Source organism: Tistrella sp. (assembly GCF_002684955.1).
Lineage (GTDB): Bacteria > Pseudomonadota > Alphaproteobacteria > Tistrellales > Tistrellaceae > Tistrella > Tistrella mobilis.
In genome coordinates this window covers 22,783-41,272 of record NZ_NYWI01000047.1, presented here as the reverse complement: position 1 = coordinate 41,272, position 18,490 = coordinate 22,783, and the positions used below count along the sequence as shown (strand labels likewise).

Annotated in this window: 13 protein-coding genes; 5 read left to right on the top strand and 8 right to left on the bottom strand. The window is 68.8% G+C overall.

The features are described 5' to 3' along the window. The first annotated feature begins 117 nt into the window (after window positions 1–117). From CMO28_RS16225 to CMO28_RS16210, 4 genes are all read left to right on the top strand, one after another. Window positions 118–894 carry an aldolase gene (locus CMO28_RS16225; RefSeq protein ID WP_296715225.1) on the top strand — a complete coding sequence of 259 codons (777 nt, stop codon included), beginning with the start codon at window positions 118–120 and terminating at the stop codon, window positions 892–894. A 98-nt stretch (window positions 895–992) separates the two neighbouring features. Continuing rightward, window positions 993–1,133, top strand: coding sequence for a hypothetical protein (locus CMO28_RS16220; RefSeq protein ID WP_296715223.1), 141 nt, complete (start codon window positions 993–995; stop codon window positions 1,131–1,133). Between the two features lie 256 nt (window positions 1,134–1,389). Then, window positions 1,390–4,722 (top strand): tetratricopeptide repeat protein, encoded by a 3,333-nt coding sequence (locus CMO28_RS16215; protein WP_296715221.1) that lies wholly within the window; start codon window positions 1,390–1,392, stop codon window positions 4,720–4,722. 37 nt (window positions 4,723–4,759) lie between these two features. Next, window positions 4,760–7,510 (top strand): NAD-binding protein, encoded by a 2,751-nt coding sequence (locus tag CMO28_RS16210; protein WP_296715219.1) that lies wholly within the window; start codon window positions 4,760–4,762, stop codon window positions 7,508–7,510. A 138-nt stretch (window positions 7,511–7,648) separates the two neighbouring features. On the opposite strand, the gene CMO28_RS16205 is transcribed toward CMO28_RS16210, so the two are convergent. The 6 genes from CMO28_RS16205 to CMO28_RS16180 form a co-directional block, all read right to left on the bottom strand. After that, a complete protein-coding gene (locus tag CMO28_RS16205; RefSeq protein ID WP_296715217.1) occupies window positions 7,649–9,226 on the bottom strand; it encodes an ABC transporter substrate-binding protein in 1,578 nt (525 codons plus the stop codon). Window positions 9,227–9,392: 166 nt separating this feature from the next. Continuing rightward, a complete protein-coding gene (locus CMO28_RS16200; RefSeq protein WP_062763382.1) occupies window positions 9,393–10,253 on the bottom strand; it encodes a hypothetical protein in 861 nt (286 codons plus the stop codon). A gap of 131 nt (window positions 10,254–10,384) precedes the next feature. Continuing rightward, a complete protein-coding gene (locus CMO28_RS16195; RefSeq protein ID WP_296715214.1) occupies window positions 10,385–12,034 on the bottom strand; it encodes an ABC transporter ATP-binding protein in 1,650 nt (549 codons plus the stop codon). Beyond that, window positions 12,031–12,897, bottom strand: coding sequence for an ABC transporter permease (locus CMO28_RS16190; protein WP_156503158.1), 867 nt, complete (start codon window positions 12,895–12,897; stop codon window positions 12,031–12,033). The genes CMO28_RS16195 and CMO28_RS16190 overlap by 4 nt, the downstream gene beginning before the upstream one ends. Beyond that, a complete protein-coding gene (locus CMO28_RS16185; RefSeq protein ID WP_014752803.1) occupies window positions 12,894–13,835 on the bottom strand; it encodes an ABC transporter permease in 942 nt (313 codons plus the stop codon). Before CMO28_RS16185 ends, CMO28_RS16190 begins: the two co-directional genes overlap by 4 nt. 125 nt (window positions 13,836–13,960) lie before the next feature. Continuing rightward, window positions 13,961–15,139, bottom strand: a complete 1,179-nt coding sequence (locus CMO28_RS16180) for a C45 family autoproteolytic acyltransferase/hydolase (protein ID WP_296715211.1) — start codon at window positions 15,137–15,139, stop codon at window positions 13,961–13,963. A gap of 203 nt (window positions 15,140–15,342) precedes the next feature. On the opposite strand from CMO28_RS16180, the gene CMO28_RS16175 reads away from it, so the two are divergent. Next, complete coding sequence (locus CMO28_RS16175) at window positions 15,343–16,293, top strand: GntR family transcriptional regulator (RefSeq protein ID WP_296715209.1); 951 nt, start codon at window positions 15,343–15,345, stop codon at window positions 16,291–16,293. Between the two features lie 87 nt (window positions 16,294–16,380). Here the strand turns inward: CMO28_RS16175 and CMO28_RS16170 are convergent, their stop codons facing one another. Both CMO28_RS16170 and CMO28_RS16165 read right to left on the bottom strand, forming a co-directional pair. Then, the gene (locus CMO28_RS16170) at window positions 16,381–17,016 is read right to left on the bottom strand and encodes an FMN-binding negative transcriptional regulator (RefSeq protein ID WP_296715208.1); all 636 of its coding nucleotides are present in this window, start codon (window positions 17,014–17,016) and stop codon (window positions 16,381–16,383) included. Between the two features lie 14 nt (window positions 17,017–17,030). Beyond that, window positions 17,031–18,485 (bottom strand): amidase, encoded by a 1,455-nt coding sequence (locus tag CMO28_RS16165; RefSeq protein ID WP_296715206.1) that lies wholly within the window; start codon window positions 18,483–18,485, stop codon window positions 17,031–17,033. Window positions 18,486–18,490 lie beyond the last annotated feature (5 nt).

Here is an 18,490-nt window from a genome sequence, read left to right as displayed (position 1 = left end):
CTGCTATGGCCGATACCGGCCGCGGAACATAGGCAGGGCCGCGCATGGCTGGCAGACTGGGCCGGCCGATGACCGCCGGCAACCACGACCGGCGGCAGACCGCAGGAGGAAACCGCCATGACCAACCCGACCGCCCCGCAGCAGACGCTGCGCGACAAGGCGTATTTCGACCGCCGCGCCACCGACGAGATGGCCCGACACCTGGCCCCCGCCGGCCGCAGCCTGCACGAGACCATGGCCACGTCCTGCCGGATTCTGGCGATGACCGGCCAGGAGGCCGGGCTGGCCGGACAGATCAGCGTGCGATCCGACCGCCCCGGCGCCTATTGGACGCTGCGTTTCGGCCTGGGCTTCGACGAGGCGACGCCCGCCGATTTCATCGAGGTCGACCGCGACCTGAACACGCTTTCGGGCCGCGGCATGGCCAACCCCGCCACCCGCTTTCATCTCTGGGTCTATGACGCCCGTCCGGATGTGAGGGCGATCATCCACACCCATTCGCCCTGGGCCGCAGCCCTTGCCGCGGCGCGCCAGCCGCTGGTGATCGCGCAGATGGACATGACGCCGCTGCACGACGACTGCGCCTTTCTGGCCGACTGGCCGGGCGTGCCGATCGCCGATCAGGAAGGCGTGATCATATCCGGGGCGCTGGGGACGAAACGGGCGATCATCCTGGCCCATCACGGCTATCTGACCACCGGCGGCAGCGGCGAGGAAGCGACCTATCTGGCGGTCTATCTGGAACGGGCGGCGCGGATGCAGCTGCGCGCCCAGGCGGCCTTCGGGCCGCTGACCCCGGTCGACCCGACGCTTGCCGCCGAGGCGCACGACTATCTGCTGAAACCCGCCATCGTCAACGCGACCTTCGATTACTGGGCCCGGCAGGCGCGCTGACGCCTGCATTCTCACCCGATCTGCTTAAGCCAGATCTCGTAAGGCCAGATCTCGTAAGGCCAGTTCTCGTAAGGCCAGATCTCCCAGGGAATGCCAGGATGACGACGCCTGCCCGGGGCAGCGCGCGATCGCGCCACCATTACGTCACCGCCGGCCTTGCCGCCATGCCGCCGGAAGCCCTGCTGCTGGTGGGCGCCAGGCCGGCGGAAACCACATGGTTCTACACCATCGTCACCTGATCGCTGGCCTGGGCCACGACCGGCTGGAGATGCCGGAAGAGCGGATCGCCGCCGGATAAGGCCCCGGTTGGAAAGCCCGGCGCACCAGAAAAGACTTCCCAAAGCCGCGCACCAAAGCGAAAATGTTCATGATACTTCACACCAGGGTTGGGGGCCGTTCTCTGCGCGGCCCCCTGCCCTGGCTGCTCTCTTCCCGGGCCATGTGCCTTCGATACGCCACCACCCTGCAGCGCCCTTTTCGACAAGGACGTGATCGATGGCCCGGATCTTCATTTCGCATTCCAGCCGCGATAACGACGACGCGACCGAGATCGACGCCCGGCTTAAGAGCGCGGGCTTCGACAACAGGTTTCTGGATATCGACAAGCATGGGGGCATTCAACCCGGAGACGATTGGGAGCGAAGATTATACCACGAGGTAGAGCGAGCCCAGGCCGTCGTGCTTATAGTCACCGACAACTGGCTCGACTCGAAATGGTGCTTTGTCGAATTCACCCAGGCGCGGGCGCTGGGCAAGGCGATCTTCATCCTGATCCTCACCGCGACCAAAGAGAAGATCGTCGGCAAGGATCTGCAACACATCGACCTGACCGCCGGCCGCGACGCCGGGCTGGCGTGGCTCGCCAGGCGGCTGACCGAGATTACCCTGCAATCAGGCGCACGTCGGGATCTGCCCCGGGGCACGGTGCCGTTTCCGGGCCTGGCCGCGTTCGAAGAAACCCAGGCGGCGGTGTTTTTCGGGCGCGATGCCGAAATCCTCGACCTGATGGAGCGGTTGCGGCAGATCCGCACCAGCGGCGGCGCCAGGCTGATCACGCTGCTCGGCGCCTCGGGCAGCGGCAAGTCCTCGCTGCTGCGGGCCGGGCTGGTGGCGCGCCTGCGATATGACCGGGACAACTGGATCGTCTGCAAACCCTTTCGCCCCGAGGCCGAGCCCGTCGATCGGCTGATCGACACGCTGCTGCTGACGCTGCGCGAGGCGGGGCCGGGGGAGAGCCCGGGCGATGGCGAGGCGGACCGGCGCTGGCGCGAAGCCCTGGCCTCGGCCACACCCGGCGAGGCCCTGCGGGAGATCGGCCGGGCGCTGAGGCGGCGTGCCGGCGCCCTGGATGCGCAGATCCTGATCCCGATCGATCAGGCGGAAGAGCTGTTCACCAGGGCCGAACCATCGGACCGGCGGGCTTTCTTCGCCCTGCTGGATGCGGCACTGGCCGACGACCTGCCCTTCGTCGCGATCGCGGCGCTCCGCTCGGACCATCTGGGAGACTGGCAGACGGTGGACGGGCTGTCGGCGCCCGCCGTGCTCCACCCGCTGGCACGGATGCCGCTGACACGTATCGGCAGCCTGGTGCGCGATCCGGCAAAGCTCGTTCACCTGAAGGTCGACGAGGAGATGATCGCAGCGCTGACGGCCGATGCCGCAAGAGATGATGCCCTGCCCCTGATCGCCTTTCTGCTGCGCCGGATGTACGACACCATCGGCACCGACACGGCCTGGACGCTGGCCCATTACCAGGCGATGGGCGACCGCCGGGCCGACCGGACCCCGCTGCAGGATGCCGTGCGCCGGGCGGCCGACGAGGCCCTGCCGGACCTGACCGACAGCCAGGCCGCCGCGCTGCGCAAGGCCTTCATATCGGCGCTGATGCGGGTCAATACCGAAGGCGGCTTCGTCCGCAAAGCGGCCCGGCTGGCGGACATCCCTCACGAGGCATGGCCGCTGCTGCAGCGGCTGGTCGAGGCACGGCTGCTGGTGACCGATATCCGCGCCGGTGCGGACGGCAGCGGCCCCTCCGAAACCGTGATCGAAGTCGCCCATGAAGCTCTGTTCCGGGTCTGGCCCAGGCTGGCCGGCTGGCTGGACGAGGCCCGCGACTTCCTGATCGGCAAGGCCCGGCTCGACCAGATGTTTCAGGACTGGCAGAAGCTGGAGACGGCGACGCGCCGCAAGGGCCTCCTCTCCGGCATCATGCTGGACCGGGCCCGCGGCTGGATGGCCGCGTATCCGCACCGGTTCAGCGACGCGGAACGGGCGTTCATCGAAGAGTCGGATCGGGCAGAGGTGGAAGACCAGCAAAAACTGCTCCGCGAGGCGCAGCGGGCCACGGATGCGCTTGCTGCGGCGACGGAAACCGCCAATGCTCTGATTTTCAATCTGGCTCAGAAATTCCGCCAGTCCGGCCTGCCCAACGCGACAGTCCGCGAAATTCTTGAAGAAGCACGCAAGCTGCAGGACAGGCTGGACACGGGAGACAATCAGAATGCTGCGCTGGAGAGGAGCCGGGCCGCAGCATTGGTCGAGCTTGGACAGTCACTGGCTGAATTCGGGGCGCCGGATGAGGCAAGGCAGCTCTATGAGGAAAGCCTGGAAATCTTCAAACGGTTGGCCGAGCGAGAGCCGGAGAACACGGAAGCCCACCGCGATCTCAGCCTCAGCCTGAACAACATCGCCGGTATCAGGCAACGGCAAGACCCGGCAGCAGCGCTGGCGCTTTATGAACAGAGCCTGGCGATCACACGACGGCTGGCCGAGCGGGAGCCGGAGAATACGCAAGCCCAGCGCGATCTCAGCCTCAGCCTGAACAACATCGCCGAGATCAGGCAACGGCAAGACCCGGCGGCAGCGCTGACGCTCTATGAACAGAGCCTGGAGATAGCCAAGCTCCTGGCCGAGCGGGAGCCGGAGAGCACAGAGGTCCAGCGCGATCTCGGCGTCATCCAGAACAGGATCGCAGATGTCAGGCAACGGCAAGACCCGGCGGCAGCGCTTACGCTCTATGAACAGAGCCTGGAGATAGCCAAGCGCTTGGCCGCGCGGGAGCCGGAGGACACTGCGTTCCAGCGAGATCTCAGCATTAGCCTGGAGAAGATCGCCGATCTTAGGCAACGGCAAGACCCGACGGCAGCGCTCGTTCTTTATGAACAGAGCCTCGAGATCAGACGACGGCTGGCCGAGCGAGAGCCGGAAAACACGGAGATCCAGCGCGATCTCGGCACCAGCATGGACAGGATGGCCAACATCAGGCGCCGGCAGGATCCGGCGGTAGCGCTGGCGCTCTACGAACAGAGCCTGGAGATCACAAGGCGGCTGGCCGAGCGGGAGCCGGAGAACGTGGAAATCCAGAGCGATCTCAGCCTCAGCCTGAACAGGATTGCCGACATCAAGCAACAGGTACGCCCAGCAGCAGCACTGTTGCTCTACAAACAAAGCCTGGAGATCACACGACGACTGGCCGAGCGGGAGCCCGAGAACATGCAGTTCCAGCGCGATCTCAGCGTCAGCCTGAGCAGGATCGCCGATATCAGGCAACGGCAAGACCCGGCGGCGGCGTTGGCGCTCTATGAACAGAGCCTGGAGATCGCCACGCGGCTGGCGCAGCAGAGTGACAGCATCGAGGCAAGAACCGATCTGCTTGCCAGCCACTACAAGATCTCGACCGTCACCACCGGTGCCAGACGCATCGCATCCCTGCAACAGGCCCTCGACATCGCCCAACAGCTGGAAGCGGCCGGGCAGCTGAGCGTGGATCAGGCCGACTGGCCCGATATCCTGCGCCGGGCGCTGGCAGAGGCGGAGGGAAGCGAGTGATCCGCGGGCTGGTATCGCATGCCGCCGGAGCCGGCCGATGAGCCGGCGGCGGCGGGCGTGGTGGGGGGTGGTGCCGGCGGTGGTGGCCTTTGGCAGTTTTGCCCTGGGCACCTATGGGTTCTGGGAGATGCTGCCGCCGCCGCGCAGCCTGTTGGAGACGCTGCCCGATGCCGCCTATCGGGCGTTGCAGATGTTTTTCATGAATTTCGAAGACCCGCGCGAGGCCGGCGGGCCGGTGGGGCCGGCGTTGCAGGCGGCCCGGTTCGGGGCCTTCGTCACCACCGTCTGGGTGATTCTGCAGGCCTTCTTTCCGCAGGCCTGGCAGACCGCCCGCCGCTGGTGTCGCCGTCGGGGCAGGCACTGTGCGCTGATTCTGGGCTATGGGCCGATCGGGCAGGCGATCGCCGCCGGCCTGCGCCAGCCGGGGAACGGCATCCGCCGCATCACCGCGGTCGAGCCGCTGGTGACGCCCGAACTGGCGGCGCGGGCGGCGGCGGATGGCGTGCTGCTGCTGGAAGCCGACCCGTCGGATCCGCGGCTGTTGGACCGGGCCTATGCCCGAAGGGCCGAGCGGATCTATGTAAGCGACCGCGACGATCTGCGCGCCATCGACACCGCAGTGGCGGTGCAGGCGCATGTCGCCCGGCCGGGCCGCGACATCCGGGTGGTGCTGAACGACAGCGCCGTGGCCGGGCAGATGGCCGAAGCGGCGGGCGCCGGGTTTCTGGGCGCGCCCGGGCTGTCGTGGTTCTCGCTGGCCGACGAAACCGCGCGGCGGCTGATGGCCGAAGCGCGCTTCGACCGGGTGGCGGTGGAAACCGGGGCGGCGCGGCTGCATCTGGTGATCCTGGGCTGCGGCAGCCAGGGCGAGGCGATCGCCGTGGAAACCCTGCTGACCGGCTGGCGCACGGCGCTGGGGCCGCCGCGCATCACCTTTCTGGATTGCGATGTCGCGGCGATCGAGGCGCGGATGCGCCGCCGCATGCCGGCCTGGTTCCTGAAGCCCGATGGCGGAGCCTTGCCCGATGGCGGAGCCCTGCCCGAGGGCGCGCGGCCGATGCTCGATTTCCGCAGCTGCGATGCCGACCGGCTGGATTTCGCCGGCGACGACTGCCTCGACGGGCTGCGCACGGGGGTGACGGCCTGGGTCTTCGCCACCGGCAACGACGCCCTGAACCTGCGCGCCGCCCTGTCGCTGCATCGGGCGATCACCATGCGCCGGATCGACCCGGCCCCCATCCATGTGCGCATCCCCGGCGGCCATGCCGAGGACGCGCCCGAGCTGGTGGGCCAGCCGCTGGCCATGGCCCGCACCTTCGGCGCGATCGACGGGGTGATCGCCCGATCACCGCTGCTGGCGCCCGACCCGGATGCCGTGCCCAAGGCGCTCCACGCCGCCTATGCCGAGGCGAGCGTCGCCATGGGCCTTGCCGACCGGCCCGAGAGCTGGGACAGCCTGCCCGAGGCCAGGCGCAAGGCCAACCGGGCCCTGTTCCGCCATGCGGCGATGAAGCTGGAAGATTTCGGCGCCGAGGCGCAGCCGGCATCCGCCGCGCCGCCCGGGACCCATGCCGCCCTTCTGCAGGGGCTGGAACGGGTGGATGCCGCGCTCGACTATGCGTGGATCGACCGCGGCGGCGATCCGCAGACCTGGCTTCGGCCCGGCAGGACCCTGTCGCCAGAGGACCGCGAAACCGCCATCCGCCTGCGCGATGCGGCGATCTGCGAGCACAACCGTTGGACGATCGAACGCGCGTTTGAACAATTCCTGCCCACGGAACGGCCCGAACGCGCCCTGCGCGACGATGCCCGCCGCCTGCACAACAACATGCATGACTGGTACGCGCTGGAAGAGGCGACGATCCGCCGGTACGACGTCGTCCTGCTGCGCGGGCTGATGTCCCGACCGGGCGATGGCGGCGGGGCGACGGCACGACGGCACCGCGCCCGCATTCTGTTTCTGGCCCCGGCGGCCGATGGCGGCGCGGCGCGGCGCCATGTCTCTGATCTGGGCGCGCCGGACGGCACGGATGTGACCGAGCTGCAGCTGCATCTGTGCCTGGCGAGGGAGCCCGCCGATCCCGATGCCTGCCTGCCGCAGCTGCTGAGCGCGCTGGACGACCAGTTCGACCGCGGCCGGCAGATCCCGCCGCGCCGGCTGCGCATCGATTTCACCCGGCCCCCGGGGGAGGCGAGCTTCGCGCTGGCCAACCGGCTGGCCATGGCGCTGCGCGAACGCCACGGGCCGGGGCTGGCGATCGAACCGCTCTGGTCCTGGCGGGCGGATGGCCGCACCGTTGCCGTGGTCGGCCATCGCGATCTTGGCGGCTTCGGCGACCGCGCGGCGCTGACCGATCGGCTGCGGCAGATCTTCATGTCCCTGGTGGCCCGCCACCCTGTGGAAAGCCTGATCTGCGGCTACGCCCCCGGTGCCGATCAGGTCGCGGTCGAGGCCTGGACCTCGCTCGGCCTGCCGCCGCCCCGGCTGATCTTTCCCTTCGCCGAGACCCGGGCCGACGGCACGCGTCTGTTCCACACCGACGAGCCGTCGGCCGCCACCGCCGGGACCCGATTCGAGGCCGCCGCCCTCGGCGCGATCGGCACACCCGCCCTGCCGGCGCACGGGCCCGGCCACCGGGCCCAGGCGGATACCCTGCTGACGCGGGCCGACTGTCTGGTGGCGGTGGTCGACGAGGGACGCGCCGCCCTGCCCGGCGGCACCGTCGACACGGTCAGACGCGCGCGTGCCGCCGGAAAGACCGTGATCGTCGTTCCACCGGCGCCATGATCCGCGGCCGCCACGCCGCAGACCGGAGCAGTGAAGGCCCGGCCTGACGGAAAGCGGGGGCCAATGGAAAGCGGGGGCGGATGCCGTGCACCCGCCCCCGCCCGGCCCTGTCGGAGGGACCCGTGTTTCCGACAGGGCTCACTTCGTCTTCGTCACGCCCCAGAAGCGGTCGAAACCGGCCGACCAGGGGGTGTAGCCCTTCAGATCGGGCGCCGTGGCGATGACGCGGACGTCGTTGTAAAGGCCGATCACCGGCACCGCCTCGGCCATGCGGCTGTGGATGCGATCGAAGATCTTGCCGCGGACCGCCGGATCCATGGTCTGCTTGGCGGCCTCCAGCAGCTTGATGGCATCCGGATCGTCCCAGCTGGCGCTGGGCTGCTCGGTCTTGTCGCCGATGATCGAGGAATAGGCGAGCGCCGGATCCAGCCTGGAGGAATAGACGAAGGACTGCATCTGATACTTGCCCTGCAGATAGTTCTGCAGCTGGGTCGCCCAGTCCAGCACCTCGATCTGGGCGTTGATGCCCGCCGCCTGCATCATCGCCTGGGCGGTGACCGCGGTTTCGTGATAGCCGCCGGGGCGCATATTGGTCTGGATGCGGATCGGCTCGCCCTTGTAGCCGGCTTCTTTCAGCAGCTTCTGCGCCAGCGCCGGATCATAGGCCGGCCACTGGTCGTGGGTGGCGTTGTGATAGGGGCTGGCGGTGGCAACACCCGAGGGGTTGGCGGTGGCGACGCCTTCGCTGGCGACGGCCACAATCGAAGGTACGTCGATTGCGTGTGCGATCGCCTTGCGGATGCGGGGGTCCTTCAGCACCGGATCCTGGGTCTGCATCAGCAGCAGGTGCCAGGACAGGATCGGCTGTTTGTAGATCGACACCCCGCGGCTTTCGGCTTCCGGGATCTCGGCGGCGCCGAGTTCGGGCACGAAATCCAGCTCGCCGGCATAAAGCGCGTTCTTCATCACCGTGCCGTCGGGCGCGATCAGGAAGCGCAGATGATCGGCCAGCGCCGGCTTGGCCCCGGTCATGCCGTCAGAGGGGCCCTCGCGGCCGGTATAGCCGTCGAACCGGTCCAGCTCCACATAGCGGCCGGGCTTCCAGTCGCCGATCACATAGGGGCCGGTGCCGACCGGCGCCTTCCAGCTGCCGTCTTCATTCACCGAGGACGGGTGCAGGATGGCGGCGTTGCACTGCAGGTTCGACATGAACAGCGGCAGCATCGGGTTCGGCTTTTCCAGCCGGAACACCACCGCATAGGGCTCGGGCGTTTCGATCGCTGTGATCGCAGCGCCCTGCTTGCCGTCGAAGAAGCGCTTGCACTGCCAGGCGGTCTCGGCCTTCAGATAGCGGTTCCAGCTCCAGGCGACATCGGCCGAGGTCATCTCGGCGCCGTTCTGGAAGTGGACGCCCTTGCGCAGCTGAAAGCGCCAGGACAGGCCGTCGGCCGAGGGCTCGAAGCTTTCCGCCAGAACCGGGCCGACCGACAGATCCTGACGATGGCCGACCAGCCCTTCGACCACGTGGTTCATGATCAGATCAGCCGTGCCGTCGCGCTGCACGCCGGGATTGGTGCTGCGCAGATCGGTTGGGATCGCGATGGTGATCCGCTCGGTGCGCTGCGCTTCATCGGCAGAAAAGGCAGTCTGCGGCAGGATCAGCGCCGCGGTGACGACGGCCGCGGCGCCGAGCTGCCGCGTGGTCACGCAGGTCATGGGTCTTCCCCTTCCCTTCGCTGGGTGATGGTGAAGCGACGCCGGCAGCACACTGCCGGTCCCCGTCACGAGCCGGCCGGACATTGTTATCGGATCGTCCGGTCCGGGGGTATTTCAGGGCCGGGCGCATGCTCCCCATGCGGCCCGGCCCGATGTCGTGTCTGCGTCAGGCCCTGGTGGCGGCCACGGCCTCGGCCAGGAAGTCCTGGACGGCGCCGACCACCTTCAGCCCTTCATGGCGCACGCCCGGCAGCAGGTCGAGCCGCACGGGAATGCCCTTCGCCTCGAACGAGGCCTTCAGGCTCCGGATCTTATCGACCCGGGTGGCGCCGGCGATGTTGGCATCGGGCATCCAGCCGGGCATGCCCGGCTTCAGCGTGATTTCCCAGGTGTCGAGATCGGCATCGCCCACGACCATCTGCACCGCCACACGGCGCATGGCGTCGACATCGGGATCGGTGCCGAACACCTCGCGCAGATTGCGGATGCCGACCCACCAGTCGCGATCCTCGTCCAGCAGGGTCACGCCGCCCGGCGCGCCGATCGACACCGCGAACAGCCGGTCGGCATGCAGATAGAGGAAGCGGTGGGTGAAATGGCCGCCGCCGGAAAAGCCGAACAGGGCCACGCGCGACACGTCGATGTCGTAGCGCTTGCCGACCAGATCGACCATGTCGAGCACCAGCCGGTCGAAGCGCATGTCGTGGAATTTGATGCGCTTGTAGTTCGACATCTCCCCCGGCTCGATCAGCCCGACGGGGAAGAGCGGCGCCAGCACGATGCAGTCATGGGCGTCGGCGAAGGCCGCGAAATGGTCGCGATAGGCCGCCGCCGTGCGGCCGGTGCCATGCATGGCGACGATCAGCCGCCAGCGCCGGCGGGCCTCCGCATCGGCCGTGGCGAAGCTTTTGGGCACGTAGAGGCAATAGGAGACGCGCTGTTCGTTCGGCAGGGCGAAGAAGGGCGTCGGCCCGAAATCGTAGAAGTTCAGATGCGGCTGGGCGAGGGTGATGCCGTCGGGGATCATGGGCGCGGGCTCCGGCAGGGGGCATGGCAGGCGGAAGATTAATGGGGGCGATCCGCCTGCGGTCCTGGCTCGTCTTCGAGCATAGGACCGCAGATCGCGGAGGCCAAGGGCAAAAACTGCTTTTCTAATCGTTATAGTGCAGAACGATCATTGGCCGGACCGGCCAGCCGCCAGCCGCCCCCGGCGGCCGGTTCCAGCACCGGGGCGGCGGCGAGCAGCGCGCGGGTATAGTCGTGGCGCGGCCGGGCAAACAGCTCTTCGGTCTCTGCCGTCTCGACGATCCGGCCATCCTTCATCACCGCCACCCGATGGGCGATGCGGCGCACCACCGACAGCGCGTGGGTGATGAACAGGCAGGAAAAGCCGTGGCGCTGCTGCAGATCGCCGAACAGGTCCAGCACCTGGGCCTGAACCGTCATGTCCAGCGCCGAGACCGCCTCGTCGGCGACCACGAAGGCCGGGCGGCGGACGATGGCGCGGGCGATGGCGACGCGCTGGCGCTGGCCGCCCGAAAGCTCGTGCGGCAGACGCTTCGCATAGGCCGAGCCCAGCCCGACCTCTTCCAGCACCTCGTCGACCCGGCGGCGGGCCTCGTCGGCCGCAAGGCCCGGAACATGACGCAGCGGTTCCGCCACGATCCGGCCCACGCCATGGCGCGGGTCCAGCGAGGAAAACGGGTCCTGGAACACCATCTGGCAATCCAGCCGCCGGGCGCGGGCCTCGGCACCGCTCGCGCGGGCGAGATCGGTGCCGCGGAAGGTGAGCTGCCCGCCGCTCGGCCGGGTGAGCCCGACCAGACAGCGGCCGATGGTGGTCTTGCCCGAACCGCTTTCGCCCACCAGCGCCAGGGTCTCGCCCGGCGCCACCTGGAAGCTGACGCCGTCGACCGCGCGCTTGTCGGGCTGGCGCTTCAGCATCCGCCGCCGGCCCTTGTGGATCACCACCAGATCGCGCGCCTCGACCACCGGCACCCCGGCCCGGGCCGGCGGCGCCAGCCGGCGCGGCCGGGGCATCGCCTCCAGCAGGTTGCGGGTGTAATCATGCTGCGGGTCGAGCAGGATCCGCGCGGTGGGGCCGCGCTCGATCACCCGGCCGCCGCGCATCACCACCACGTCGTCGGCATAGCGCGCCACCAGCCCCAGATCATGGCTGACCAGCAGAATGGCGGTGTCGTTCTCGCGCGCCAGCTCTACCATCAGCTCCAGCACCTCGCGCTGGACCAGGGTGTCGAGCGCGGTGGTCGGCTCGTCGGCGATCAGCAGCCGGGGTTTCAGCAGCATCACCGAGGCGAGCATGATCCGCTGGCGCATGCCGCCCGAGAATTCATGCGGCCAGGCGCCGAAACAGCGCGCCGGATCGTCGATCCGGATCCGGGCGAGCATGGCGAGCGCCCGCTCGCGCGCCTCGGCGCGGCCGATCTTCTCGTGCAGCATCAGCCCTTCGACCAGCTGCGCACCCACCGACAGGGCGGGGTTGAGCGAGACCATCGGCTCCTGGAACACCATGCCGATCTGGCCGCCGCGGACCTTGCGGCGCGCGGCCCCTTCAAGCGTGGTGATGTCGCGGCCGTCGAACAGGATCCGGCCCGACCGGCGGATCAGCGGCGACGGCAGCAGATCGAGCACGGCCCGCGAAACCACGGTCTTGCCCGAGCCGCTTTCGCCCACCACCGCCAGGATGCGGCCGCGCGCGATCGACAGGCTGGCGTCTTCCACAACCGTTGGTCCGTGCTCAAGACCAACAGACAAGTTTTGGATGTCGAGGAGAAGCGGGCTGGTCATGCGTTGCGCATCCTGGGATCGAGCCGGTCGCGCAGCGCATCGCCCAGCAGACAGATGCCGAGCAGGGCCATGGTGATGCAGGCGCCGGGGAAGATGGTGAGCCAGTCGGCCTGGGCCAGATAGGGCCGGCCGGCGGAGAGCATCGAGCCCCAGGTCGCCGCCGGCGGCGGCACGCCGAGCCCCAGGAAGCTGAGCGCGCTTTCCGACAGAAGCGCCCAGCCGAACATGGAGGTGGCAAGCACGATGATCGGCGAGGCGGCGTTGGGCAGCACATGCACCGCCATGGTGTAGAGGGTGGAATTGCCGGTGACGGCCGAGGCCTCGACGAATTCCCGCGCCCGCAGCGACATCACGATGCTGCGCACCACCCGCGCCATCGACGGCGTATAGGCGATGCCGAGCGCGATCACGATGCTGGTCTCGCCCGGGCCCATCACCGCCATCAGCCCCAGCGCCATCAGAATGCCCGGGAAGGCGAGCAGCGCATCGATGACCACGGCCAGCAGCCGGTCGACCGCGCCGCCCAGAAAGCCCGCCAGCACGCCGATCGGCGCCCCCAGAACGGTTGCCACCGCAACCGTGGCCAGGCCGATCGAGACGCTGGTGGTGGCACCGCTCATCAGCCTGGAGAGCACGTCGCGGCCGAATTCATCGGTGCCCAGCCAGTGCAGATCCGAGGGCGGTTGCAGGCGATGGGGGATGCTGAGCGCCATCGGGTTATAGGGCGTCCAGACGGCGCCGGTGACCGCGAGCAGCAGCACGATGCCGACCAGGATCACCCCCAGCCACAGCCCCGGCTGAAGCCGGCGGCGAAGCGGTTTCAGGCCGCGGGTATCGGCGGCGGAAGCAGGTGCAGAAGTCATGCCGCAACCCTCGGATCGAACAGCGGGTGGAGCAGATCGACGATCAGGTTGATCACCACGTAAAGCCCGGCGATGAACAGAAGCCCGCCCTGGACGACCGGATAGTCGCGGGCATAGATCGCATCGACCAGCAGCCGGCCCAGCCCCGGCAGCGAGAAGATGGTCTCGGTGACCGCAATCCCGCCCAGAAGATTGCCCAGGATCAGCCCGACCAGGGTCAGGGTGGGCGCGAAGGCGTTGGGGAAGACATGGCGCGCCATCACGGTGTGTTCCGGCAGACCCTTGGCCCGGGCATGGGTGACGTATTCCAGCCGCAGCACCTCGACCGTATTGGCACGCGCCATGCGGGTCAGAATGCCGATCTCGACGATGGTGAGCGTCAGCACCGGCATGACCAGATAGGCGAGCGCCCGGCCGGCATCCTCGGCGAAGCCCACATAACCCACGATCGGCAGCCAGCCCAGATTGAGCCCCAGCCACATCAGGATCAGCAGGCCCAGCCAGAAAGTGGGAATCGACATCAGCAGGGTGGCACAGGCGGTGATGGCGAGATCGGTTCCGGCCCCGCGCCGCCAGGCCGCGATCATGCCCAGCGGCACCGCAACCAGCGTCGCGATCAGGACCGCCGGGAAGACCACGCCGGCCGTGACCGAAAACCGGTCGGCCACCAGCTCGGCCACCGGCAGACCGTTGGTGATGGACTGGCCGAGATCGCCCGAGGCCAGCCGCTCGACCCAGAGCACGAACTGCCAGGGCCAGGGGCCGTCCAGCCCATAGGCCTGGCGCAGCGCCTGAACCGTGGCCGGATCGGCCTGATCGCCGAGCATGGTGGTGACCGGATCGCCTGGAATCGCGCGGATCAGCACGAAGACCGCAAGCGCCACCACCACGAGTGTCGGGATCGCCGACGCCAGGCGGTAGAGGATGAAGCGCAACATGGCGGGCTCCTTTTTTGTTGGTCCCTCGCCGGGCGGGCGCTGCCGCGCCCTTGGCCGCCGCCTCAATGGCGGCCTGGACCGGCCATCGCAAGCTTCGGCTTGCGATGGCCGGTCCAGGCTGGCTGTCAGAGGCCGGGGGTGTGGCCAGCCGCGTGGCAGGCCGCGCCGTCCATTTCAAGCGTGTAGGTGGTGAAGCGGGTCGACAGGGCCGGCATCGGGCAGACCTCCATCAGGCCCAGCGCCGGTTCCATCACCACCATGGCGACGGTGGAGGAGATGGAGCCACCAGCCCCCGGGCGTGGCGGGCGGCAGACCGAGTAGGGGACGCCGAAATCGTCGAAGAAGGCGGCCTTCAGCGCGTCGCGGTCGATCTGCCCTGCCTTGGCCGCCAGCGCGCGGCGGACCCGCCAGTCGCGATAGAAGCTTTCGGGCACGAAGGGAATGCCGGTGTCGCGGATCTTGGTGCGGGCGATCTCGCCGGTCCAGTGATTGGCGTGCACGATCATGCCGTTCTCGTCGGGCCAGATCGGGAAGGCCTCGTCGGGGGCGCATTCGAAATCGATCGCGAAGCCTTCCGACCAGCTGAGCATCATGTTGTTCGAGGCCGATTTGGGCGTGCAGGACACCGCCTTCATCGCCAGCGCCATATGCTGCTGTTCCAGCGCCTTGCGCCGGATCAGCGCCAGCGGTACGCCGACCTGGGCATAGTCGCGGTCGCATTCCAGATAATTGGCGGTGATGGCGATGCCGGCCGAATTCAGGCCGCAGCGCGCCAGGCCGCCGGCCTCGGTCATGGTCAGCAGGTCGGGGCCGTCGTCGCGCCGGATCTTGAGCACGACGGTGGTGTGGGCGCATTCCGGCCGCCAGTCCCAGTTCTGGCCATGGATCAGCCGGCCATGGGCGGTGTGGCTGCCCAGGATCACGGCGCCCGTGCAGCCATCCGGCTCCTCGTCCGGGATGCCGGCGCGCTGGCGGCCGATCTGCAGGATTTCGGTGCGGGCATTGATCAACAGGATGTGTTCCAGATCGCAGCCCGCCCCTTCGGCGATGCCGCGCATCTCTTCCACATAGGCCGGGTCGTAGCCTTCCACCAGCGGCAGGAATTCCCGCGCGATGGCGGCGATCGCCGACCAGTCGTGGTTCATGGCCCGAAGCTGGGCGGTATAGAGCGCGACACTGCCCAGCACCTGGGATTTCAGCGCCGCACCATAGGTCCGGCCCCGCTCGACAGGCGTGCCGCGCAGCTCGACCATGGGGAAATCGACGACATCGGCGGCGGATGCCGGGGCCACGGGTGGGATCATCGGGGGAGGTTCCTCGGGATAGGGCTGACCCATGTTGCACTGAAGGTGCGAAGAAGACAATTTTTCCGGGCCGGTCGGCCGCGGGTACGGGCGGATGCAACCCGTGCTTGATCGGCAGTCAAAGCCGTGGTTAACAAGGGATGCAGATGCGCAGGCCGCAGCCGGGGCCGGTCGCGCACCCCACAGATCAGGCTGTCTTTTCGATGGTGACGATGCCCGAGGCCGAGGACGACGCCGCACCGCAGGCCGGGCTGTCCGCCCTGCAGATCGAGGTCGCGCGCCGGATTCTGGAGCGCATCCGCGACGGCCGCTGGGCGCCGGGCGAACGCTTTCCGGAACTGGCGCTGGCCAAGGCGCTGGACGTGTCGCGCACGCCGGTGCGCCGGGCGCTGGAGCTGCTGGAACGCGAAGGGCTGATCGCCCAGTCGCCCGGCCGCAGCTTCCGGCTGGTCGAGGACCCCGCCGCCATCACCGCCGCCGCCGCGCGCGTCGAGGCCCGCCTGCCCGCCTCGGATACCGAGCGGGTCTATCAGATGATCATCGCCGACAAGGCCCAGGGCCGCATCGCCCAGGACGTGTCCGAAGCCGAGCTGCTGCCCCGCTATGGCGTCTCTCACGGCACGCTGCGCCGGGTGCTGATCCGGCTGTCGACCGAGGGGCTGGTGACCCGCCAGCCCGGCCATGGCTGGCGCTTCGTCGACAGCCTGGACGACGACGACGCGGTGACCGAAAGCTATGCCTTCCGCATCGCCATCGAATGCCAGGCCCTGGCCCAGCCCCGCTACCGGGTCGACACCGCCCGCTTCGCCGAACTGCGCGCCGCCCATCTGAAGGTGCTGGCCGCCGATCGCGAGACGCTGGACGAGCGCGAATGGTTCCGGGTCAACGCCGCCTTCCACGAGACGATCGTGGCCGGCGCCGGCAACCGCTTCTTCGACCAGGCCATCGCCCAGCAGAACAATCTGCGCCGCATCCAGGAACGCGACGAGTTCCGCCGGCTGACGCCTGATCGGGTGGTGCAGTCCTGTTGCGAACATCTGGCGATCCTCCAGGCGATCGAGGCCGGCAACCGCCGGCTGGCAGCCGCCCTGCTTCGCCATCATCTGTCCCAGGCGGCGGAATTCCCCGAAGACGAGGGAGAGAGTCTTTTTTAGCCCCTCGCCGGGCGGGCGCTCCCGCGCCCTTGGCCGCCGCCTCAATGGCGGCTGGGAGCCGTTCGATCCCACGCTGGGAGAGAAGGCTCACTGGCGGTAGTGCGCGGCCATTTCGGCCGCGAGGGCACGGTCTTCGTCGCGGGGGCTTTCCGCCAGCGCGCGGATCACCGCGGCGCGGTCGGCCTCGGGGCGTTCCTGGCTGAACTTGGCCAGCGCCTCCACCGTCTGGATGACGATCTCGAAGGCCTGGATGCGCGGCAGCATGGCCTGGATATCGGCCTCGTTCAGCTGGTCCAGCGGCCAGGGGCCGGGTTGCTGCGCCTCGAAATGTGCAACCGTGCGGGCCAGCGCCGCGCGGTTGGCGTCAAGACCGGTCAGCAGGCGGATATGGCCGGTGACGTGCAGCGCCGAATAGTTCCAGGTCGGCGCATCGACCCCGGTGACATACCAGGCGGGGGAGACATAGCCGTCGGGCCCCGTGAAGACCGCCAGCACCGGCACGCCGTCGCAAAGCCGCGCCGCCTGCGGGTTGACGCAGGCGATATGGCCGAGCAGCCGGTCGCCGGGCGCCAGGCCGTCATCCAGCCTGAGCAGCGGCAGATGGCTGGCGAGCGGCGCGCCGCCCTGGGGCGGCACATCCACCAGCATGGCAAAGCCGTGGGCATCGACGAAGGCCGCGCGGCGCGCGGCCTCCTCGATACGATAGCGTGCAGGTGCATACATGGGGACGGTCGTCCTCAGCCGCGCGAGGCGTGGACCGGGGGCAGATGCCGCGCCCAGGGCGCCGCCTCTTCGATCCGGGCCGCCAGACGGAACAGCGTCGCCTCGTCGCCCGGGCGGGCGATGAACTGCACGCCGACCGGCAGACCGCCGTCGCTGAAACCACCCGGCACCGACATCGCCGGCTGGCCGGTAACATTGGCGATATGGGTGAAGCCCAGATGGCCCATCACCCGGTTCAGATAGGTGTCGAGGTCCAGCCCGTCGCTGTCCAGATAGCCATGGGCCATCGGCGCCTGCGGCAGGGTCGGGGTCATCAGCAGGTCGTAATCGCCGAAGAAGCGGCAGAAACGCCGGGCCTCTGCCCCCATCCGGCCGCGGGCATCCAGCAGGGCCGGCGCCGGCGTCGCCCGGCCGCGGGCGGCCGCGGCCAGAAGCCCGCCTTCGACCGTGCTGCGGTCGACCGGCCGGCCCATGACCTTCGAGAGGTCGTCGATCTGTGCCGCATCATAGGCGCAGAGCATCAGCTTCAGCGCCTCGGCCACCGCCTCGCCATCATAGACCGGCACGGCCTCGACCACCTCGTGGCCCATCTCTTCCAGTAGCTTTGCCATGCGCAGCGTGACGGCACGGACATCCTCGGTCACCTCCACCCGGACCGGCGGGGTCAGGCTGAGGGCGATCTTCAGCCGGCCGGGGGCGGCGGCCAGTTCCTCGATCCACGGCCGGGCCTTGGGCGGTGCGAAATAGGGTGCGCCGACATCGGGGCCGTCGGTCAGATCCAGCATCAGCGCACTGTCGCGCACGCTGCGGGTGATGACGTGTTCCGAGACCAGCCCGCCCCACAGATCCCACGACACCGGCCCGGCCGGGGTACGGGCGCGCGAGGGCTTCAGCCCGAAGGTGCCGGTCGACGAGGCCGGGCAGCGGATCGAGCCCGCGCCGTCATTGGCATAGGCGACCGGCACCATGCCCGCCGCCACCGCCGCCGACGAACCGCCACTGGAGCCGCCGACGCTGAAACCATGCTTCCAAGGATTGTGCGTCGGACCGTTCGCAACCGGTTCGGTTGTGGCGTTGGAGCCGTATTCCGGCAGATTGGTCTTGCCGACCACGATCACGCCGGCCTTGCGATAGCGCGCCATGATCTCGGTGTCGTAATCGCGGGTGAACCCGGCGGCCAGACGGCTGGCATTGGCGCTGGGCACGCCGGCATAGGACTGGCAGTCGTCCTTCAGCAGCACCGGCACGCCATAGAGCGGGGTGGCCGCGGGATCGAGCCGGTCGAGCGCCGCCAGCTGCTCTTCGGCCTGGGCCTCCATCCGCATGATCACAGCATTCAGGGCAGGATCGACCCGGTCGATCGCGGCAAAGGCGGCCGCGACGGCCTCGCGCGGGCTCACTTCCTTCGCACGGATACGCGCGGCCAGCGCGACGGCATCATCCGTCGCATAGGTCTCGACGAAGCTCATCAATC

Coding starts and splice junctions, on each gene's coding strand:
- CMO28_RS16225 (WP_296715225.1), top strand. CDS start 118: ATGACCAACCCGACCGCCCCGCAGCAGACGCTGCGCGACAAGGCGTAT.
- CMO28_RS16220 (WP_296715223.1), top strand. CDS start 993: ATGACGACGCCTGCCCGGGGCAGCGCGCGATCGCGCCACCATTACGTC.
- CMO28_RS16215 (WP_296715221.1), top strand. CDS start 1,390: ATGGCCCGGATCTTCATTTCGCATTCCAGCCGCGATAACGACGACGCG.
- CMO28_RS16210 (WP_296715219.1), top strand. CDS start 4,760: ATGAGCCGGCGGCGGCGGGCGTGGTGGGGGGTGGTGCCGGCGGTGGTG.
- CMO28_RS16205 (WP_296715217.1), bottom strand. CDS start 9,226: ATGACCTGCGTGACCACGCGGCAGCTCGGCGCCGCGGCCGTCGTCACC.
- CMO28_RS16200 (WP_062763382.1), bottom strand. CDS start 10,253: ATGATCCCCGACGGCATCACCCTCGCCCAGCCGCATCTGAACTTCTAC.
- CMO28_RS16195 (WP_296715214.1), bottom strand. CDS start 12,034: ATGACCAGCCCGCTTCTCCTCGACATCCAAAACTTGTCTGTTGGTCTT.
- CMO28_RS16190 (WP_156503158.1), bottom strand. CDS start 12,897: ATGACTTCTGCACCTGCTTCCGCCGCCGATACCCGCGGCCTGAAACCG.
- CMO28_RS16185 (WP_014752803.1), bottom strand. CDS start 13,835: ATGTTGCGCTTCATCCTCTACCGCCTGGCGTCGGCGATCCCGACACTC.
- CMO28_RS16180 (WP_296715211.1), bottom strand. CDS start 15,139: ATGATCCCACCCGTGGCCCCGGCATCCGCCGCCGATGTCGTCGATTTC.
- CMO28_RS16175 (WP_296715209.1), top strand. CDS start 15,343: ATGGTGACGATGCCCGAGGCCGAGGACGACGCCGCACCGCAGGCCGGG.
- CMO28_RS16170 (WP_296715208.1), bottom strand. CDS start 17,016: ATGTATGCACCTGCACGCTATCGTATCGAGGAGGCCGCGCGCCGCGCG.
- CMO28_RS16165 (WP_296715206.1), bottom strand. CDS start 18,485: ATGAGCTTCGTCGAGACCTATGCGACGGATGATGCCGTCGCGCTGGCC.